Raw genomic sequence first — 18,721 nt, 5'->3', positions numbered from 1 at the left:
GAAAAATAAAAAAAGCAGCTAAAAAATAGCTGCCTTTAAGATGATTAGATATATAAAGTTTGGCATGACAAACTAGTAGTAAGTGTCGTATAACTCCCCTCTAGATTTTACATCTGTTACTTCTTGTGAAGTGTATGAATCGCCATCGGCAATAAAATTGCCCATGCCATCATTTAAACCATCTAGTTGGGAATCACTACTTTCATCAACATCAACTATGCATTCAAAAGCCCATGAAGCAGTAGATTTAAGAGCGGCCTTAGCAAATTTTGAAAACATATTAATCACCTTAATTTTTTTTAATAAAACAATCTAAAGAATCTATTATCTCTTGGTAGTTTGACTTAACCCATGATTTCTTGATTGGCCCCCAATCAAGCAACCGATAACCACCAGTCTTTTTTGAGCCTGTGAATTCTATTAAAACGCCCAAATCTGACAAACCAACAATATTACTTTTGACTGTATTCTTAGGCCAACCTAGCGTATTTTTTAAATCAATCGCCCCAATAGGCCCTCTTTCACAAATTAAATAGGCAAGTATCAGCCTGCGATTATAGGCACTTTGGAAGATGTTTTTTATTACCATTTCGAACTGTTTTACTTCTTAGCGCTAAACTTGATACTAATAATAGCACAAAAAACAAATCAAAAGAGCCACCACCACTAGACTTAACATCAGTCTCAGTATTTGAGTCAACTGAAGACTTATCATTATTTGTTAAGTTAATTTCAACAGTGTTTATAGAAATCTCTGATGAAATACCATCCAAATGAACACTGAAAGAACCTATCGAATCGAAAATGTTATTATCAATTAAATTAATTACAACATCTAATTTATCTTGACCATCTAAAAAAGTAAACTCACTATCAAAACCAACAAAATCCACACCCGACTTTCTAGTACCATCTTCAGTGTAAACCCTGAGCACCTTTTCACCATACACCCCGCCTTCACGAAGAATACTTAGCGCAACAGTGCCATCCCCCTCTGATACGGTGTAACTATCAGCAGAAAAACCAAAGACACCTTCATGTGTTGGCGTTTCAGTAAAAACAATTGAAGCCTCTGAGTTTTCTTCATTAAGATCCAGTTTGTACGGGTAACGCAAAACAGCCTTAGATTTACCTGAAGCATCTGCGCTTACAGGTAAGGTTAATTCAGCAGTATCAGAACCAGAGACGAAACTAACTCGCTCAAAGCTCTTGTTGAAGTCCACACCTTCTTTTGCTGTATCATCGAAGAAGGCTACCTCTACTGACGTTTCTTGAGATAAATCACCTGTACGTTTTAAATTAATAACTACGAACTCTGAAGCGGAATCCAATTTATAATCAAGAGAAGAAAATCCAACACTGCCGACAGACAAAGGAGCTGTACGTCTAGCCGCAGCAATTGGGGCATTTTCTTTAACTATTGATGAATTATCAGCCTCACCTTCAACACCGCAACTATCGCCTTTAACAACAACGTTAGGATCACTAAAAAATTTATGGTTATTTTCTTCAGTCAACCCCATTATAGTATAATGACTTGCACAATAAGTAGCATGAGCCGATGGCAAATAAGTGTAGTTATCATCATTAACATGACCTGCACTTAGATTATGACCAACCTCATGGGCAAAGACATAATCACCATCAGTTTGATTTATAGCAGCAACATCAAAGACCACTGACAACTCACCACCAACTTCTCCATAGCCATAAACTTCAGGGTTAAGTGATTCGTTATACGGTCTTATATACAAAGCAATATCAGCACCAAAAGCTAGATAAGCATTATTTTCAGGATAACCACCATTTGCACCGTATGGACTTAAAATTCTATCAGCAGGGTTTATATCATCATAATGGGCATTATCTGAAATACCAGTCATTTGCTGAGCATTAACTAATCGGATAATTGAATTAGACCCACTATTAGAAAGAACTTCATTTGCATTATCCACTAATGTTTTAATTCGAGTGTGAGCCCACTGAGCGCCATTTAAACTAGAAAATGATGGTTGGTAAAAGGCAACCAAATCGATTACAGAAACACCATTGTTTAACGTTAAATTCTCAGAATTAATATCTGAAAGCGAAACAGAATGGTTATTCAGCTGTAATGTATCCATATCAACAGCTAAAGTAGATGTTGAAGCAAGGCTTAAAGCGATAGCAAATTTCAATGTTAATTTCATTTTTAGTTCCAATTCAATTATTAAACTATACATATAATGGTATCTTTAGATACCATTGTCAATTTAATTTTGCATACTTTTCAGCATTTTCATAAACAACGAGAAATTTATCTAACCGCTTATTAAAGTTTGAACGATCATAATTATTTTTATCTGCACACTCGGCCTGTGTTAAACCAGTTACGAAATAATCAAACAAAGCAGCTCCTAACGTACTATCACTAGATATTTTGGTAAAAGCCAAAAGCACATAAAACTTTTCATCTGATAATTTAGTAATCATATAATCACCTTTCAATACGACAAATTTCAAAAGTAGCTTCATAAAGATAACCACCAGAACCACGCGCATCACTTTTTGAGCTAATTACAGCACCCGTTTCAAAAGAATACCTTCCATCATTTAACGAACCCGATGTATTTGAATAATCTCCATCTGTGCCATCTCGATCATTATAACCTTCAGCATGCCTATAGACTTCAACACCATCCCAAGTATAAATAGTTACTTCATCATATCTTTCATTATCACCAAAATCAGAGGATTCGTCTTGCTCTGTGTATACTTGATTATTTGCATCATAAAAACACCCAACAGGTTCAGCCGGTTGCGTATTACTCCACCTGATACTTACTGATTTAGTAGTCGATAATGAAGATTTTAAAGAGTTGGAGGCTGTTATACTAACAGAACCAGTTTTTAAAGATTCCGCTGATGCGCTACCAGTCACTGTGCAAGAGACCGTCTTGCTCGACCCAGCTGATATAGAACCAGAGGGGCAATAACCATTAAAAGCAGTTTTAGACCAGCTATAGCTGCACCCCTGACGACACTGTGAAATAACTGCGGTAATAGTAGCCGAAAATGACTCACTTGATTTAGATGATATACAATTCACGCAGGAAATATCTATCTTTGGTGTCTGAGGTAAACAAAATTCAGTAACGTACATACAATTATCAAGTATCTGTTGTTGATCAGTTATTAAATCAAAGTTTTTATTTACAGATGAAACAGAAGTGTAAAAGTCATCCGTAGTTTGAAAATCACGTCCTGTAAAAACATCACCATTAACAGTAGAAAAAGAAGCGTTTACGGCTTTAAGATTTATAAATTGGCTTGTTGAAATATCAAGAACACTCCCTAGCGCTTTTGAAGATGTTAAAGAATCAGATATACCCAATTTAGTTGAAGAAGCAGAGCCTAAAGAGGATGTAGTAGACTTTAGCTTTTCAGTATTGAGCTCATTAGAAATAATTAAATTTTTAACATTAACTTTTCTAATTTTCGCTTCACCAGAAACAGAGCCTGAACTAGCTATGCCTTTATTCGTTTTAAACTTATCAGTCTCTATATTTTCGGATACCAACATATCAAAATCCGAGTCACCTGAGATATTAATGACATCTCCCGTAGCATTAATAACTTTGCCGCTAGAAATGTTTGCAGAATCTGATTGAAGTGAATTTGTAACAAAATCATCAATAATTAAATCAGGTGCAGTAAAACTGCCCTTAACTAATAAATCATCAAATTCAGCTGCGTTACTATTAACATAATTAGAAAAAAAATCATCACTACTTAACTTATTAGAAGTTGATTCATCACCAGAAAGTGAGATAAAACTACCCTTTGAAAAAACTAGGTTAGTCCCTAAAACTCTTGAAATTAATCCTCTCGAATAGTTGGCGGTAACACCTGAGATATTACCAATAACGCCATCGCCAAAGTCAATATCCTGGCCGTTAAGTGTATCAGTTGTACCAGAATCATAATAAAGCTCTGAACCTGATAAATTAATAACATTGCCGCTTAAAAAATCTAAGTCTCTACCACTTAATTCTTTGATATTTGCAGATACTGCGGAAATATCATCGAACTCACCTTTTTGAGCTACGACTTTAGTAAAATTGGTTAAATCACCATTACCAAGTAAGTCATCATTCAATAAGATATCGCCATTAACAGTGATTGAATCTGTATCAAATTCTAAGGTGGAATCTTTACTTTCAATTTCATTACCACCAATTTTTAACGTATCAACATCTAGTTTATTAACTATTAAATTAGACGATTCTAGATCATCAAAGACTACTTTTTTAGCATTAAACTCATTCGCATTTAACAGGTCATTATCATTAAAATCGATTGCTTGCTCAAGTGTTGTTCTTGAAGGATTATCTGGGTCTTCAACACGTTGGAGGTAATCTTGATATAACGTTGATTGGAAAGGTCTCTTCACAATAGCTGTTAAAGTAGTGCCACTAGATGAACCGCCTTTGATCTGATTGGCAACCATCGAAGCTAGAGACTCAGAAAGTAGATTTACGCTTAAAGTGTAATCATCGCCAAGTTCAACACCGAATATATTAGTACATACAGTTGAAACGAAAGCCCCACCACCACAGCGAGAGCTTGAGCCGTTGAAGTAACCTTGAGTGATAACTTCATTCATTGAGGTAGGCCAAGAATGATTGTCTTTATAATAACTAGTAACAGCATTAGAAATTTCATTTATTTCCAGTGCCGTTGATAGGTATTTCTGCTCGATAGCATTAGATGCTGACTCGCGCGTCTTATAATAATAAGTACCACTTACAGCCATTAAACCTAATATAGTTAACAAAAGGATAGAACCGTAACCGCTTTGTTTTTTATACAACATACATATCACCTATTATTGACAACCACCTGAAGATTTACATTCATTCCATCTCAAAATATAACTGTCAATTAATGACTTGTTGTTGTTAACACTGCTTTTGCTGGTAGTGAAGTTATCGCCAGTAAAGCGACCACCATTGAAACGACTGCCTTCAACATTAGTAAAGGTAGCTTTAGAGCCTGTTGCGTTGCCTAAGTCACCAGAATTGGCTGTGAGCGTATTAACAATAAATTTATTCGCAGTAACGTTGTCAGCAACATTCATATTAGTAGCTGATGCGTTACCTAAAGACGAAGTGTTAGCATTTAAAATGTTAGTTGTGGTCTGGTTCAAAACATCAACGTAAGTAGCTGTTAATTTACCGCCTATAGAAAAATCATTTGTTATTTCTAAACTCGAAGCACTGAAACTACCAGTAGTAAGGAAATTAGCATTAATGTTAGTTGCATCAACTTCAGCTAAATTAGCATTTGTCGCATCTAATCTTTCAGAGTCTAATCTTGAAAAGGTAAGATTATCAATATCAGCAGTTCTAGCGTCAATGTCATCAATAACAGCACTGTTAGAATTTAAATTGTCTATGTCAGCAGTTCCACTAACTGCTACCCCATTAAAAATACCACTTTGGGCTTCAAGGTATTCAAAATACCCGTTGGTAGAGTTAACATTAGTGAAAGTAAAATTATCACCTCTTAATCGGTCTATATTACCATTAGAAAAATCGAGGTCATCGCCAGTAAGATCAACAAAAGAACCTGAGCTGTAAGTTATTAGATCCCCTGAAATATTATCAATAGTACCCGTAGCGAAATTTAAAACATTACCTCTTAAGTCTTTAATTTTCGCGTAGTCAAAATCTAAATTATCTCCTCGTAATTCATCAATAACACCATTTTCATAAGTAAGGGTCTCACCCTCAATATTTGAAAAAACAGCGTCATCCGCAACTAACGAAGTAAATTTAGCATCATCGGCTTCAATTAGGTCAAAACCAGTTATATTATTGCCATTTCCATCAATATCGCCATTAACAGTAAGCAAGCCGTTAAAAACAACATTACCCGCGTTTAAATTAATTGAATCGCCATCATAAGAAATACTATTGTTACCAAGTAGAATTTTTTCTACATCTAATTCATCAATACTCGCGTTTTCTATAGTTGCGTTTTCTATAGTTGCTTTCTTAGCATCAATGTTATTGATATTAATAAGGTCATTGTTGTTTATATCGAGGTTAGTACCAGGACTAAGTTGATTACATTCAGGACAACCAGCAACAGCTTTTCTAGCTAAGAAAAATGATTGGATAGCTTCTCTTGAAGGAGTGCCCATTTCAGTACTAACTATTTCACCTGAAGAATCTATATTACCAAACGCAATATTACCTGCGAGCATATTCGCCATTTTTTCTCTATTTGTGTCAACAGATACAACTAGATTTTTTCCGTTAATCCCAATTGAATAGTCTGTTCCAAACGGTGAAAGCTGATTACTCGGTAAATATCCACCATCAACTAGACTTTGAATAGAAGAAGGCCATTCTCTATTTTCAAGAAAATAAGAATTAGCAGCACCTTTAATGCTACTTATTTGCTCCTTAGAAGTATTGATTTGATCTAAAGGAATCTCTTGTTCTAAATACTGAGGTGCAGTAACAGCCAATAGACCTGAAACAATCACAAGACCAACAATTAATTCTAGTAATGAAAAACCTTTAGCACTGTTATATTTTAAAATCATGATTACTCCTTTTAGCTTAAATCAACACAAATCAGTATCAAAAGCTTGTTTATCTAATTGCAACATTACACCATCTAAGCTTTGACTAAGCGACCCGCTTAAATGCCAAGTAACGACTTTATTATTAAAAGTTGCGTTTTGAGAATAAGTTGAAACCAGCGATGCATATTCAACACTATTAAATTCTAATTTTAGTATCATAAGTGGAGAGTGGGGGGTGCTTCTATCTATGTCTAATTGAAACCCTCCCCCCCAAGGGTTTTTAAATTCATAAGAACTTAAAAACCCTTCGTTTTTTAGACCATCTAAAGTTACAGTCGGGAAAACAATATCACCACAGTGTTTAAGATAAAAATGATTCATAGAATTAAGAACAATTTTAGCCTCTGAATTAATTCTTTTAGCCGAATTGAATTTAGAGAATGGAGAAGTAAAAGAACTAGATGCCAGTAGTAAACCAGAACCTACTATCAATACAATCAACAATTCAATAAATGTAAAACCACGAACCAATTTCATCCTAATTAACCTTGAAAAGTTAGTGTTAGAGTAGAACCATCAAAATCTGTTGTGACAGCAGAAGTTGCATAGTCAGCTTCAGCTTGTGAACCGATATCTTCACTTAAAATACCATCTACAGTAATTATATACTGTGTGGCATTACTTGAATTTGATTCAACAGAATAATCGCCACCCCAAGGGTTGATTGCAACACCATCACCCATGCGGTCAGAAATGAAACCTTGATCATCTAAAGTTTCCATATCAATACCCGTAAACACCATTTCACGCTGCTTGTATAACAAAGCACCGCTTTGAATTTCTGAGACTTGAGCCTTAAGTTTTGCAGCATCCCCTAAACCCATTACCTGTTGTATTTTAGGTAGTAAAACTATGGTTAAACCCGCTATTACGACTAAAACTATAACCAACTCGACCAATGTAAAGCCACGTTGTTTTTTAAGTTGATTCATACTTGAAATATTCATTTAAAACTCCAAAAAATTAATTAACTAGCCAAATTAAGCAAAGAACTTAAAATGCCCATAAAAGATGCTACCGTTAAGAGTAAAATCGCCACAACCAACAACCAGACGAATATTGCAACCTTAATTCTAGTACCCTTTAGAGCACGTATGGCTTCTTGACCACTGCGGTCTGCTACAATAGATATTGCAGCTTTTTTCTTACTTTGGTCTGATGAACTAGCAGCATTACGTAATCTGAACATAAGCCTTTTTCCCAACAAACCAGAGTTTAGCGCCTCAGCAACATTGCTTTCACCAAATTGTGTTTCACGTATAACGTGATTAAGGTGATAAGTCATGTAGCCTTGAGAATATTGTTTCAATTCAACAGCGGCCTTATGAACGTTGTATTTAGTTTCCACCAAAATACCAAACGTTTTAAGGGTTCTCATAGCTGCAAAATTTTTGTAAATGTTAAGAGGGAAATAATCATCAATTGCCATTCTAAATTTACTAACGTTGTTATGACAAAAGTTCAAAAAACCCAAGTAAGCAAAAAAAATAATTATTAAAATAAAATACATGTACTTTAGACACCAAGCAGCTATATCCATAACTAAAACGACAGTTCCATCTAACTTCTCAGCAGGTAAGAAATCAGCAAATTGAGGCAATATCCCCAATCCCATCATTAATAAAAAGCCATACACCATACCTAAGTAGATCAAGGGAGCTTTTATAGGAGACCAAAAAACAGACGTTGCATTGGCTATCTCCTCTTGCTGTACTAAATATTCTTTAACAACTTTGTTTAAAGCTCCAGCGCCTGCTTCTTGGCCCGCTGAAAATATAGATACCACCTCAGGCTCGAACCAATCAGCCATACCAACTGAAATAGGAAGCCCCCGCGATAAAGCATCCAAAATCCCCTTAGCAGCATTAACTTCATGAACTAACCTAGAATCATTTTGTCCTGATCTTATAATTGATTCACAAGCTATTTTCGGGCTACTTCCATCATTTAACCAAGAAGAAAAATCTTGAATAAATTCAAATTGCTTCTTTTTATTAAATCCCCAAGTTCTGAAAAAACGTTTAAGTTTTTCCCAAGTTTTATAATTTAACCCTGAGTACTCAAGAAAAAATTGGCTTGTACGACCCAAGTATTCTGAGATAAGTTTTAGATTCAATTGAATTAATCCATATGCAAAACCAATGGAAACATTCTACTAAATAAAAAATAATATTTTACAAAAAAGGGGGGGGTGAAATTTGACATGCTTTTTTATTACGCATGAAAAAGCAGCTATAAAAAAGCTGCTTGATGGGCTGGGAACATATAAATATTTGGCATGACAAACTTATAGAATAAGGGAATTAAAAAGCAAATTTAACATCTCCATACACAATAGAACTTTCATCGTTAAACAAACCTGTAATGTGTCTTTTGGCTTCAAAAGGATCGATAAGCCCTTCTTCAATTCTCATTTTTGCTCTATGAGTCATATTTTTCCAACCAGAACTAATCAAATAATTTTCAAGCCCTGATAAATCATGGTTTCCAATAAAGTCACGACAATTATCATCAAACTTGATTAACTCGGCAATTAGCACTCGACCTTTAAAACCAGTGAATTTGCACAAATCACAACCATCTTTGCTTTTAACATAAGCACCAGGGTAGTTGATCAAACTATCATCCTTAACTTTACAATGAGGGCAGAGTGTGGGTATTAAACGTTGCGCTGCAATACAGCTAAATAAGTTTCGCTCTGCTAAAATTTTAGGGCTAACCCCCTCATCAATAAGCCGACTAATAGTACCAATCGCATCATTAGTGTGTAAGGTAGAGACCATCAAGTGACCTGTTAAAGCTGATTTAATAACAATTTCGACAACTTCCTTTGAGCGCATTTCACTAATACCAATAATATCGGGATCTTGTCTTAATGCGGTTCTTAAGTGATCAATAAAACCTTGCCCTGGCTGGTTGGGGTCAACAGGTTTCTGTACCGTATTGCGTCTTTTAACTTTATATTCAACAGGGTCTTCTAAGAGCATTACTTTCCTACTCTCATCTATAGTTTCATAAAGTGCAGCTAAGGTAGTTGACTTGCCCGAACCTGTAGGCCCTGTGATTAAAATAATACCCATCGGTGCATCAGTAGAGTCAGTGAGCATGTCTTTTATATCAATGTCCATGCCTAAGTCTGTAATAGTCTTTTTTGCTTCTTGAGATGTTCTTATTACGCGCATTACTGTATGAGGCCCTTCTAACGCCCCGCTTTTAGATGTACGTAGATTTATTTTTTCTCTTCTATTTGTATTGCCATTTTCATCAGGTAAATCAACTGTAATATGCATTGATACATCAGCCATTTCATTATCATCACCCACATTTTTATAATCAGCAGACTTTGTATTAAGTCCTGCTGCAATTATTAACCTTGCTTGTTCACGACTGTAAGATACCGTACGATTAAAAAGCCCATCAATACGGAAAACGGCTTCAGCTCTATCCTCATAAACATAAAAATGAATATCTGAAGCACCACTAATAACTGCATCAGTTACTATATTTTCTAAGTCATTAATTGCAGAGCTTTTGTTCACTAAAATGTCATCGACAGGGAGTTTATCTTTGTTTAATTTAGCATCAGCTAAAATAGCATGGACAGCACTGGGTTCTGCATAAACAAGCTCAACTTCAACCATCGAATGTTTCGAAGATAAAAGAGAGTCTAAATTTTGAAGCCTTATTGGATTATTTATAGCTGTATTACGTGTTGTCACAATAAAAGCACATTGCTCTTTTAGTGGCGAAGTAAGAACAACAACAAATGCTGTGTCCAAATCGTCAACATCACCACTACCTTCATAACCAACACAAATATCTAATAAGGGTGTGAAAAAATTAAAACCTAAGTCCTTGTATAAATCGAAGGTTAAATTAGCTTTACCTGAAGCTATACTATTCATAGTAATAGACATAGAGCCCCCTAATAAGCATAAAGAGTGACTGATTCATCACCTTTACTGAGTACTATTTCACTTCTAGAAACGCTATCTACTTTGACCTTACCAAATAAAGTATAACCCTCTTTAGCTGGAACACGTTTATCTCCATATGAAAGGCGAGCTACATAAGTATTACCTTCTTTTAATATGGCACGTAAAGTAAATAGCTCTAAGAGAACACCTTCACTTCTAACTATTGGTAAATCTGACTTTTGTCGAGAATAAGTATTTCCATTACCTTGATAACGGTTTTGAGTTCCAGCTTGTGTGTCAATTGATTCACTTTCCTGCTCTTTAGCCAAATCAGCATCGATACGACCACGTTTTCTCTGCCAAAAGTCAGCGTCATAATTTGCTTTAGCTGAATCTGCACGTTCTTTAGCGCGACGAGAACGCATTTCCTCAATGCGATAAGATTTAGCCTCAGCTAAAAAAACGACTGATTCTTCTTGATTTGGTGATTGCGCTATGATTTGTCTGGCAAGTGCATCAATAGTATCAGCTACTTCACCGCGAACAGGTGGCGCAAATTTTCTGGAATCGACTTGCTTAACCTTTTCGTTATTCTTTTCAATTTTCAGCCTTGAAGTAGAAGAGCTATTATCATCAGAAATGCGATAAATAACAGCGGCACTAAGAATTAAAGAACCCCCAATTAAGTAAGTTAAAGTTTTTTTATTCATTTTTTATCTCCGAAAATTGAAATGACTAAGCCGCCAGTAAACCTTTCTGAATCAACTATGTACTGACCTGCTTTAGGGTCTTTACTGTCACCACCTAAGCTAATAGGTAAATTAGATGTAATCGCCCCAAGAGTCATAAGATCTTCTTTATATAAACCCCTGAACTGGAACATTAGCTCTCGTACAACCCACTTTCTGCTATTTTTTTTACCTTGAGGAATATCACGTATAAAAGTAATTTCTGCATTAGGAATATATGAATTAACGGCGTCACTGATGAAGTGATGAACGTCCTCAACATCATATATAGGGGCTTCACCAAGCTGATACACCGATTTATTAGCACCAACGCCCAAAAGAACAGTTTCATTGGAGCTAACCATAAGGTGCAGGTTATTTTGCTTTCCAAAGGCTTTAAGAGTAGATATATCACCGTTTTCTGTAGCTCTCATCCTATAACTAACCTGCCCTTTAGTATGAATAACTTTATCAGCAGTCCAGCCTGTAAGACTCATTAGGCCAATGTGAATATTGTAATCCTGGCCCATACGGTTAAGTACTTGAATAACGTCGGTTGACATTGATTCATAAAAAACTTCATTTGGGTCTAGGCTTAAATCGACAGTATCAGAAGGCTCAGATTCTCCTAAAAAACTATTAAACAAAAGAACGAGTACAGCAGCTAAAACAAAATAAAGTAACCAAGGCTTTCTGGTATTTATTTTATTCATTGCATCACGTTCTGATAGAAAAAAAACGTCATCATTAGGTTCTAATGAATCAGTAAGCGCTCCCGATAAATTATCAACTAACTTTACATCTAATTTATTTTTAAGATTTAAAAGCACTTCACCGTTAATAAATTGAAAGTTAATTAATTTAAACTCGCTTACGTCCAATATCACAAGGAGGTTGGTTAGCCATTTTTCAACTTGAGTAATATCACCAACTTTATCTTGGTAAATTTTTCCGTTTTTGATCACAACTAAAGCACAAGCTTCATCTGTTGAACGTTCCGTATAGATAACATTCTCTAAAGACGAACTTTCACAGTAGGTAAGAAATCTCGCAGCAAAATCAAAAGCATTATTTTCAGAAGTGAATGCCGCATGTAAAGTATCCCCTGAAGGGAAAATATTTAAATATCTAAAATCATTCTTTTTGGCGCTATTGCGAATCTTAGACTCACGACCAGCCCCACTAAATGACTCACGAAAAGGCTGAAACAACCACCTATGTTCTTTTTTAGGACTAAGATAAATTCTCATTCAAGACCCCTGTTAGTTAACAATTCGAGGAGTAATAAGAATAATAGTTTCTTTTTGGCCTTTATTGCCGCCAAGTTCACCACCAAGCAAAATAAGGCCCCCTGTCGAATTTTCTTTATATTCGCTACGATTTTCACTTGAACCGCTAATTAAAAGTGTTTCTCCATCCTGAACTGCAAACTTTAAAAAAAGATCTGTTTTTGATGTCTCAGGTGTTTCTATTGATTTCCCACCACTAGTAACTGTTCTTAATTCTTCCAAGTTGGATATTTTAGTAGAAAGTTGAATAACTATTTTATCTTTAACTGCATTGGGTAACATGTAGATGGTTTCACCTGTTTTCAGAATACCAGGCATTAAGTTGTCTTGAGTGCCAACATTAGCAGTCGCAGTGCCACCGCTTTGTGCTAAATATCCAAGCTCACCACCGCCAATTACTTTAGCAACCTGATTATTCAAGCTAACAATTCGCTTTTTCGTTGCAACAGAAACGGCTCCATATTGCTCAAGAACATTAACAAGCACATTAGAACCTGCGTACTTGCCAGTGCTTTGATTGTAACCAAGCAGTGTAGGGGCTAAATCATCTTGAACTAATGATGTAAAGGCAGTTGTTAGACCAAAAACACCACCAGTGGCTAAATCTTGTTTAACAACGTTCCAATTAATACCTTTTTGATCACCTTCGTTAGAAGTGAACTCTATAATTTGAAGATCAACGGCTACCATTTTCGTTATTTTCTTATTTTCGCGCTCTAAATAAGATGAAATAGCAGAAACGTTATCAGGGAAATCCTTAATCATAATCGTAGATGTTGATTCATTGATTACAAACTTACCCTCATCACTCTTCAACAAAGTAATAGACTTTTCTATATCATTCCAAATTGATAAACCTTCAGTTGAAAAATTAATAAATTCATCACTATTATCAAATCCAGCATCCGTTGTTACAGCACCTGAAGAATTTGTATTAGAATCGGAAGATGAACCACCGTTTTTGTTACCAAACATGTAATTCGTTTGGCCTGCTATAAACGAAACATCAAATTCTTCTGTTTTGAATTTACTCCAAGTTAGCAAATCACCTTCAATCTCATAAGAATACTTTGTAGCAAAAGATATTTTATCTAATAAACCACCAATTGAACCGCCACGATGAACAATAGAAAAACGTCTAGCTTTATCTAAATTATCTAGATAACGAATGTTCACACCACGACGAGCAAGCTCATCGCGCATAACTTCTTCTAACGTATAATCTAAATAACTGCCCTCAGATTTATCAAAAAACCAATTCGGCATATCTTGTTCACGCGCTTTTAACTTTGGAACAAAATAATCATCTGAATAAGAAACATGTGGATACTTTTTATCCTTGATTGCAAATTCATAAGCTTCTTCTACCTTAATTTCACCTTCGCGCTTAACCGTATCGAATGATGAAATAGAAGAAGTACAACCTGAAACAATTACTGCGACAGAGAAAACACTTAATAAAACTTTAAACATACTCACCTCTAAATAATTTATAAACCCGTTACGATAACGCTGCCGTTACCCTTAAATTGAGCAATTAATTTATATGGCTTTAAAATTTGATTTAAAACATGGTCAAAAGATTGCCCCTTAACTGTAAAGTTATTAGGCCAAACAAAATTGTCTGAAGCGCTCCATTGAATATCATCTAAAGTACCAATGAGTTCATGATTTAAAAGTAAGTTGGAAACCTGAGATTTAAGCAAACCTTTACTTAAATCAAACTCAACATTTTTTGAGTTACTATAAAAGCGATAGCCACCGTTAGTTAAAACAACCTCTGGAGCGCTGCTTTTAAGCTCGACACCAATTTTTGCAACCAACCCTTCGGTAGTAGCTTCGTCAAAGGTATTATCGTCAAGTTTACCTTCTGAATAAGTCTCAGTTGCCTCCCCTAAAATTGGCTTTTGGACAAGAGGTTTTTCAGCGTCATAATCAACACCAAGCAAAACACTATTCCCAGCAAATGAGCTAAAAGAGATAAAGCAAGCAAGCGATAAAGAAACTGTGCAAGGTATACTTTTAGAAATAATTTTCATTTTTAATTTTCCTGTAAAATATCTTTTTTAATAACTCGAACAACACGCTCGGAATCACTAATTAGAAATGTAAAATTTGGAAGGACTTTAGGAAATAATTCACTAAGTATTAGATTAACTTCACTGCGAGAAGCAATACTATTAAGCGTAACTAAATCAACCTTATTGATTTTTGCAATTGAGATAGGAGCTACCACATTATCCGTATTAATATCCCAACCAAGATAAACAAGAAGTTCTTTAAGCTGATTTACGCCATCACCACTTTTAGGATGGAAAGTGAATTTTGAAGGGCGGGCTAATAAAAGGCGCTCATCTGAAGAACGATAAACACCGTTATCACCTGCAACAAGAGAATAATCTGAATTATACATAAATTGCTTTTTCAAATAATTCCAATCGTCAGTTAAGTAAACAGCAAGTCTATTACGCTGTTCCTCACGCTCTAAAGGCTTAACAATAATCCTATATTCAGCATCAAAGGCTTCTGTATTCACAACAGAGTAAAGCCGCGAGATTGCGAGCTCATAATCCTTATGGTTATTGCCATTTGCTACAAAAACAACAACAGGTCTACCATTTAGAACTAAATCACTCGAATTACTAAGAAGCTCTTGAAAAAGAAACGAATTGTTAAAATCACTAACTCCATTAGAAAAATTAATAAAAAAGTTAGGGTTCGGTGCAACTCTCTCTTCTTGTTCAATATTAGCCAACGGATAAACAAGTGGTTCTAAGATGTTTTGAACCTTTGCTGGCAACTGCGAGCAACCAGTAAGCAACAACGAAGAAACTATAAAAATAAAACCAGTGGAATTAATAACTCTCATTAAAAAAGCCTCTCTATAATAATGAGACTATTTTATTGAGCTAGGGGCAATACTGATAGTAAAAAGGGGGGGGTGAAATTTTACATGCTTTTTTACAAACAAAAAAAACAGCTAAAATAAGCTGCTTTGATTTATAATTAAAAAAGAGTTTGGCATGCCAAACATAATATTATTAAGTTAAAATACCTCTTGCAAGGTCTAGTTTTTTTGCAACCATTTTAGCTGCCTCAACTTCAGTAATATTAAATTCATCCATTAGCATTTTCCTTTGAGTCTTCTCATCGGATTCACTCATAGCAAGAGCTAATGCCAAACTAGGAGGAACTATTCTAAATACTTCTGAATATCGTCCACTTAAAACAACGCCTTCTGTATAACATTTATGCTGTTTCTTCGCGCTGGATAGAAGAAACTTTTGCTCATCCGTTAACTTTTTAAACCGAGCGACCTCTTCAACCTCTGCGGGTTCAAGCGCAAGGCATAACCACCACTCAAATAATGAAAGCATAACGTGTGACTCATTCGGGAAATCTGCCATATTTTGAGTCGCCAACCAAAGCCAAGCTCCTAATTTACGCCACATCTTAACTATTTTTACTACGCCTGGTGCTAACAAAGGATTTTTTGTAATTAAGTGAGCTTCATCCGTAAGGAATATAATAGGTCGGCCTGATTGCTGGTCACGCTCAGCAATATCGTTAACATTATTCAAAATAGACATGTAGCTAACAGCTAACTCAGCTTCGCTATTATCTTTAACAAACTCGGCTAGATCTATATGTGTAAAATCACATTCAGGCCATAAATCCCCTTCTCGGTTAAATATTTGCCCTGCCAAACCTTGAGTGAATTTTCTCATAGCCGCTGCATATTCAAAAAAACGAGTTCTAATTTCTGAAGGAACTTTTTCATCATCAGATATTTTTAAAATCTCATTTGCAACATCTTCTGTAATTACTTGTTTTCGTCCTGAATTTTTACAAGCACGCGCTGCGTCTAAAATAGCTTCTCTTATTAATTGCTGATCACCTAATTTTATTTTTTTTGATTCTTCTTTAATACCACCACTAACCATAATACGTGTAATAATTTCCATTTCACCTAAATAGTCTTTTTCAAATTCGGTATCATCATCATCCTCAGCTATTTCATCTTCAACAGCTTCAAAAATGTCTTTTTCTACAATCGTAGTACTACGGCCATAAAGCTCTTGCTCTCGCTCTTCTCTTTCTAAAGCTTTAAGTGCATTAGCAAACGGTGGAATAGTAGTATTTTCACCCGACTTCATCCGAACTTTATGAGTAGATACACCACATTCTTTCATATACTCCCGTAACATACCGAACGAGTTGCCAGCTTCAACAAGAAAAATACGGGCGTTATATATTGCTTGAATGAAAAGAAGCATATTAGTTATTTGAGCTGACTTACCCGCACCAGTAGGGCCAAATAAACAAAGGTGTGCGTTCTTAGAACGATCCATTGGATTAAGAGGGTCGAAACACATAGGTTCACCACCTCGGTTAAAGAAAAGAAGACCAGGATTACCTGAACCTTTCCCTCGACCTAAAATAGGCGCTAAATTAGCGATATGTTCAGTAAAAAATAAACGAGATCGACGTCTTTTCGTTTCTTTGGAAGGATCGTAATTCATAGGTAAATTTCTGATGTATGAATCTAAAATAATAGGATCATCTTCATCATCAATAGCATTAAGACCTTCCATTTGAAGTAAAGAGATAACATCTGTTTGGTTCTTTCTTAATGAATCATCATCTTCGCCCCTAATATAAAAACAGAGCTCAACAGGAAACATAGGATTATCATTAGCAATCCGTTCTTTAGCCTTTTTAGCCTCCTTAATAACCCTTGTTATCTTAGCTGATTCACCAACCGCTTTTTCTTCAATGTGATCTATTCTTTTCTCAATAACATCTGATGGAGTAATAGTAACCTTCATTGACATAACAGTCCCTTCAGGCATTTTATCAAACATAGAACAAACAAACTTACCACTTTCCTTAGGGGCAGATAGAGCGCCAATTTTTGGCATCTTTCTAAGATTTTGAACAGTAACTATCTTATGAGGTAAGTCATCGAAGTACCAACTTCCTTTTTCAGCATCACTTACAGGAGGCTTATGTAACAAGTTTTCTGAAAAATCATGACCATAAGGGAGATCTTCATTTTCAACATAGCCTAAGCGCTCCAATAAGGTATCAGTATCACCATCGGTAATTTTTGGGCGCGGGTTGAACCAGCGGAAAAGCCATTCATAAAAATTCAAGCCATCCACACGAAAGCACTTCATACCAGACTGAGTTAATGAACTTTCTACTTTTTGTCGAACATCGTTTAACTCTTCAATCGGTGTGCGACCTTTAGCAGAAAGCCCGTTATTACCCAGTTTACGATAAAAAACCATCCTATAAGTTCTAATAGCCCCACGCCAATTAACACCAGTAACAGTATCATCATGAAAAAGACCGCCTTCTTTACAAACGTCTTTTAAATGTTTTTCCATAATCGGTAAATATGTATTAGCTATAGGACTATCGCCACCTACTTTCTTTGCGTAGTCGCGAATAGTTTTATTGAAAAAAGACAGTGACAAAGTATCACTTTGATAAAACTCAACAACCCAAGGGTTTTTATCATGTTGAGGAAAAACTTCATTCAAAAAAGATTTGAAATTATCTCTGATGCGAGCTAATTCACTCAACATTACACCTTCTGCATTTGAAGGGAAAATATCATAAACCGCTGCAACACTTCTCTCATCATCTAATAAAAAGCATTCAGAATCAGTAAGGTATTCGACCCAAGGAAGTTTATCCGTGAAGCTTTTTCGTACTGAATATAAGTCGTTTATATCGCTATCTGTGACCATTTCATTAGGTTCACGGTCATAAATTTTAAAGCTATTAAGTATTTCTTTACCATATTTTTTAAAAGCGTTTAATTTTGATTTTTGATTAGTAACCATTAACAATATCTCCAACTAAGCTGTATTGAACTTTTAAATACATGGGGAAGCTTACTGAGTAAGCAGGTATAACTACGCTATTAAGTTCCGATCTATGAGGATAAATAAACATTTTAAGCTCTGGGTTACTAATGCGCTTATAAGCAAATTCGTTTACCATCGAGTAATTAATATCATTTTCAAGTTCTCTGCCAATATTTGAATTTGGTGCAAAGTCTTCTGAAGATGGATTTCCCAAAATGCCCGATGTATGGTTATCATAATTCTCTTTCATCGTTGGCCCTTCCTGAGAAAG

The 18,721-nt window shown here is 35.4% G+C and carries 17 protein-coding genes; all 17 read right to left on the bottom strand.

The window, feature by feature from the left end; all coding sequences use genetic code 11:
- Positions 1-72: 72 nt before the first annotated feature.
- The 17 genes from CXF64_RS20105 to CXF64_RS20025 all read right to left on the bottom strand — a co-directional run bounded on the left by CXF64_RS20105 (position 73) and on the right by CXF64_RS20025 (position 18,700).
- Positions 73-279, bottom strand: coding sequence for a hypothetical protein (locus CXF64_RS20105; RefSeq protein ID WP_101217932.1), 207 nt, complete (start codon positions 277-279; stop codon positions 73-75).
- Between the two features lie 10 nt (positions 280-289).
- Entirely contained in the window at positions 290-589 is a 300-nt protein-coding gene (locus tag CXF64_RS20100) for a helix-turn-helix domain-containing protein (RefSeq protein WP_101217931.1), read from the bottom strand.
- Positions 555-2,189: a Calx-beta domain-containing protein gene (locus CXF64_RS20095; RefSeq protein WP_198551155.1), complete on the bottom strand. Its 1,635-nt coding sequence runs from the start codon at positions 2,187-2,189 to the stop codon at positions 555-557. Before CXF64_RS20095 ends, CXF64_RS20100 begins: the two co-directional genes overlap by 35 nt.
- 58 nt (positions 2,190-2,247) lie before the next feature.
- The gene (locus CXF64_RS20090; protein ID WP_101217929.1) at positions 2,248-2,472 is read right to left on the bottom strand and encodes a hypothetical protein; all 225 of its coding nucleotides are present in this window, start codon (positions 2,470-2,472) and stop codon (positions 2,248-2,250) included.
- A gap of 4 nt (positions 2,473-2,476) precedes the next feature.
- A complete protein-coding gene (locus CXF64_RS20085; RefSeq protein WP_101217928.1) occupies positions 2,477-4,855 on the bottom strand; it encodes a hypothetical protein in 2,379 nt (792 codons plus the stop codon).
- Between the two features lie 12 nt (positions 4,856-4,867).
- A complete protein-coding gene (locus CXF64_RS20080; RefSeq protein WP_101217927.1) occupies positions 4,868-6,595 on the bottom strand; it encodes a prepilin-type N-terminal cleavage/methylation domain-containing protein in 1,728 nt (575 codons plus the stop codon).
- Between the two features lie 21 nt (positions 6,596-6,616).
- Positions 6,617-7,114 (bottom strand): type II secretion system protein, encoded by a 498-nt coding sequence (locus CXF64_RS20075; protein ID WP_101217926.1) that lies wholly within the window; start codon positions 7,112-7,114, stop codon positions 6,617-6,619.
- Between the two features lie 5 nt (positions 7,115-7,119).
- Positions 7,120-7,584, bottom strand: coding sequence for a prepilin-type N-terminal cleavage/methylation domain-containing protein (locus CXF64_RS20070; RefSeq protein WP_101217925.1), 465 nt, complete (start codon positions 7,582-7,584; stop codon positions 7,120-7,122).
- 20 nt (positions 7,585-7,604) lie between these two features.
- Complete coding sequence (locus CXF64_RS20065) at positions 7,605-8,753, bottom strand: hypothetical protein (protein ID WP_101217924.1); 1,149 nt, start codon at positions 8,751-8,753, stop codon at positions 7,605-7,607.
- A 187-nt stretch (positions 8,754-8,940) separates the two neighbouring features.
- Entirely contained in the window at positions 8,941-10,554 is a 1,614-nt protein-coding gene (locus tag CXF64_RS20060) for a GspE/PulE family protein (RefSeq protein WP_101217923.1), read from the bottom strand.
- Positions 10,555-10,562: 8 nt separating this feature from the next.
- On the bottom strand, positions 10,563-11,264 hold the full coding sequence (locus CXF64_RS20055; RefSeq protein WP_101217922.1) for a hypothetical protein: 702 nt from the start codon (positions 11,262-11,264) through the stop codon (positions 10,563-10,565).
- On the bottom strand, positions 11,261-12,532 hold the full coding sequence (locus tag CXF64_RS20050) for a hypothetical protein (protein WP_101217921.1): 1,272 nt from the start codon (positions 12,530-12,532) through the stop codon (positions 11,261-11,263). The genes CXF64_RS20055 and CXF64_RS20050 overlap by 4 nt, the downstream gene beginning before the upstream one ends.
- A gap of 12 nt (positions 12,533-12,544) precedes the next feature.
- Positions 12,545-14,044: a hypothetical protein gene (locus CXF64_RS20045; protein ID WP_101217920.1), complete on the bottom strand. Its 1,500-nt coding sequence runs from the start codon at positions 14,042-14,044 to the stop codon at positions 12,545-12,547.
- Positions 14,045-14,061: 17 nt separating this feature from the next.
- Positions 14,062-14,610: a hypothetical protein gene (locus tag CXF64_RS20040; RefSeq protein ID WP_101217919.1), complete on the bottom strand. Its 549-nt coding sequence runs from the start codon at positions 14,608-14,610 to the stop codon at positions 14,062-14,064.
- Positions 14,611-14,612: 2 nt separating this feature from the next.
- Complete coding sequence (locus CXF64_RS20035; protein WP_101217918.1) at positions 14,613-15,440, bottom strand: hypothetical protein; 828 nt, start codon at positions 15,438-15,440, stop codon at positions 14,613-14,615.
- A 172-nt stretch (positions 15,441-15,612) separates the two neighbouring features.
- Positions 15,613-18,426, bottom strand: a complete 2,814-nt coding sequence (locus CXF64_RS20030) for a conjugative transfer ATPase (protein ID WP_101217917.1) — start codon at positions 18,424-18,426, stop codon at positions 15,613-15,615.
- The gene (locus tag CXF64_RS20025; protein WP_101217916.1) at positions 18,416-18,700 is read right to left on the bottom strand and encodes a hypothetical protein; all 285 of its coding nucleotides are present in this window, start codon (positions 18,698-18,700) and stop codon (positions 18,416-18,418) included. The genes CXF64_RS20030 and CXF64_RS20025 overlap by 11 nt, the downstream gene beginning before the upstream one ends.
- Positions 18,701-18,721 lie beyond the last annotated feature (21 nt).

This window comes from Pseudoalteromonas sp. GutCa3 (assembly GCF_002836155.1).
GTDB lineage: Bacteria > Pseudomonadota > Gammaproteobacteria > Enterobacterales > Alteromonadaceae > Pseudoalteromonas > Pseudoalteromonas arctica.
Note: the sequence above shows the minus strand (reverse complement) of the source record. Positions and strands in the feature narration are given on the sequence as shown.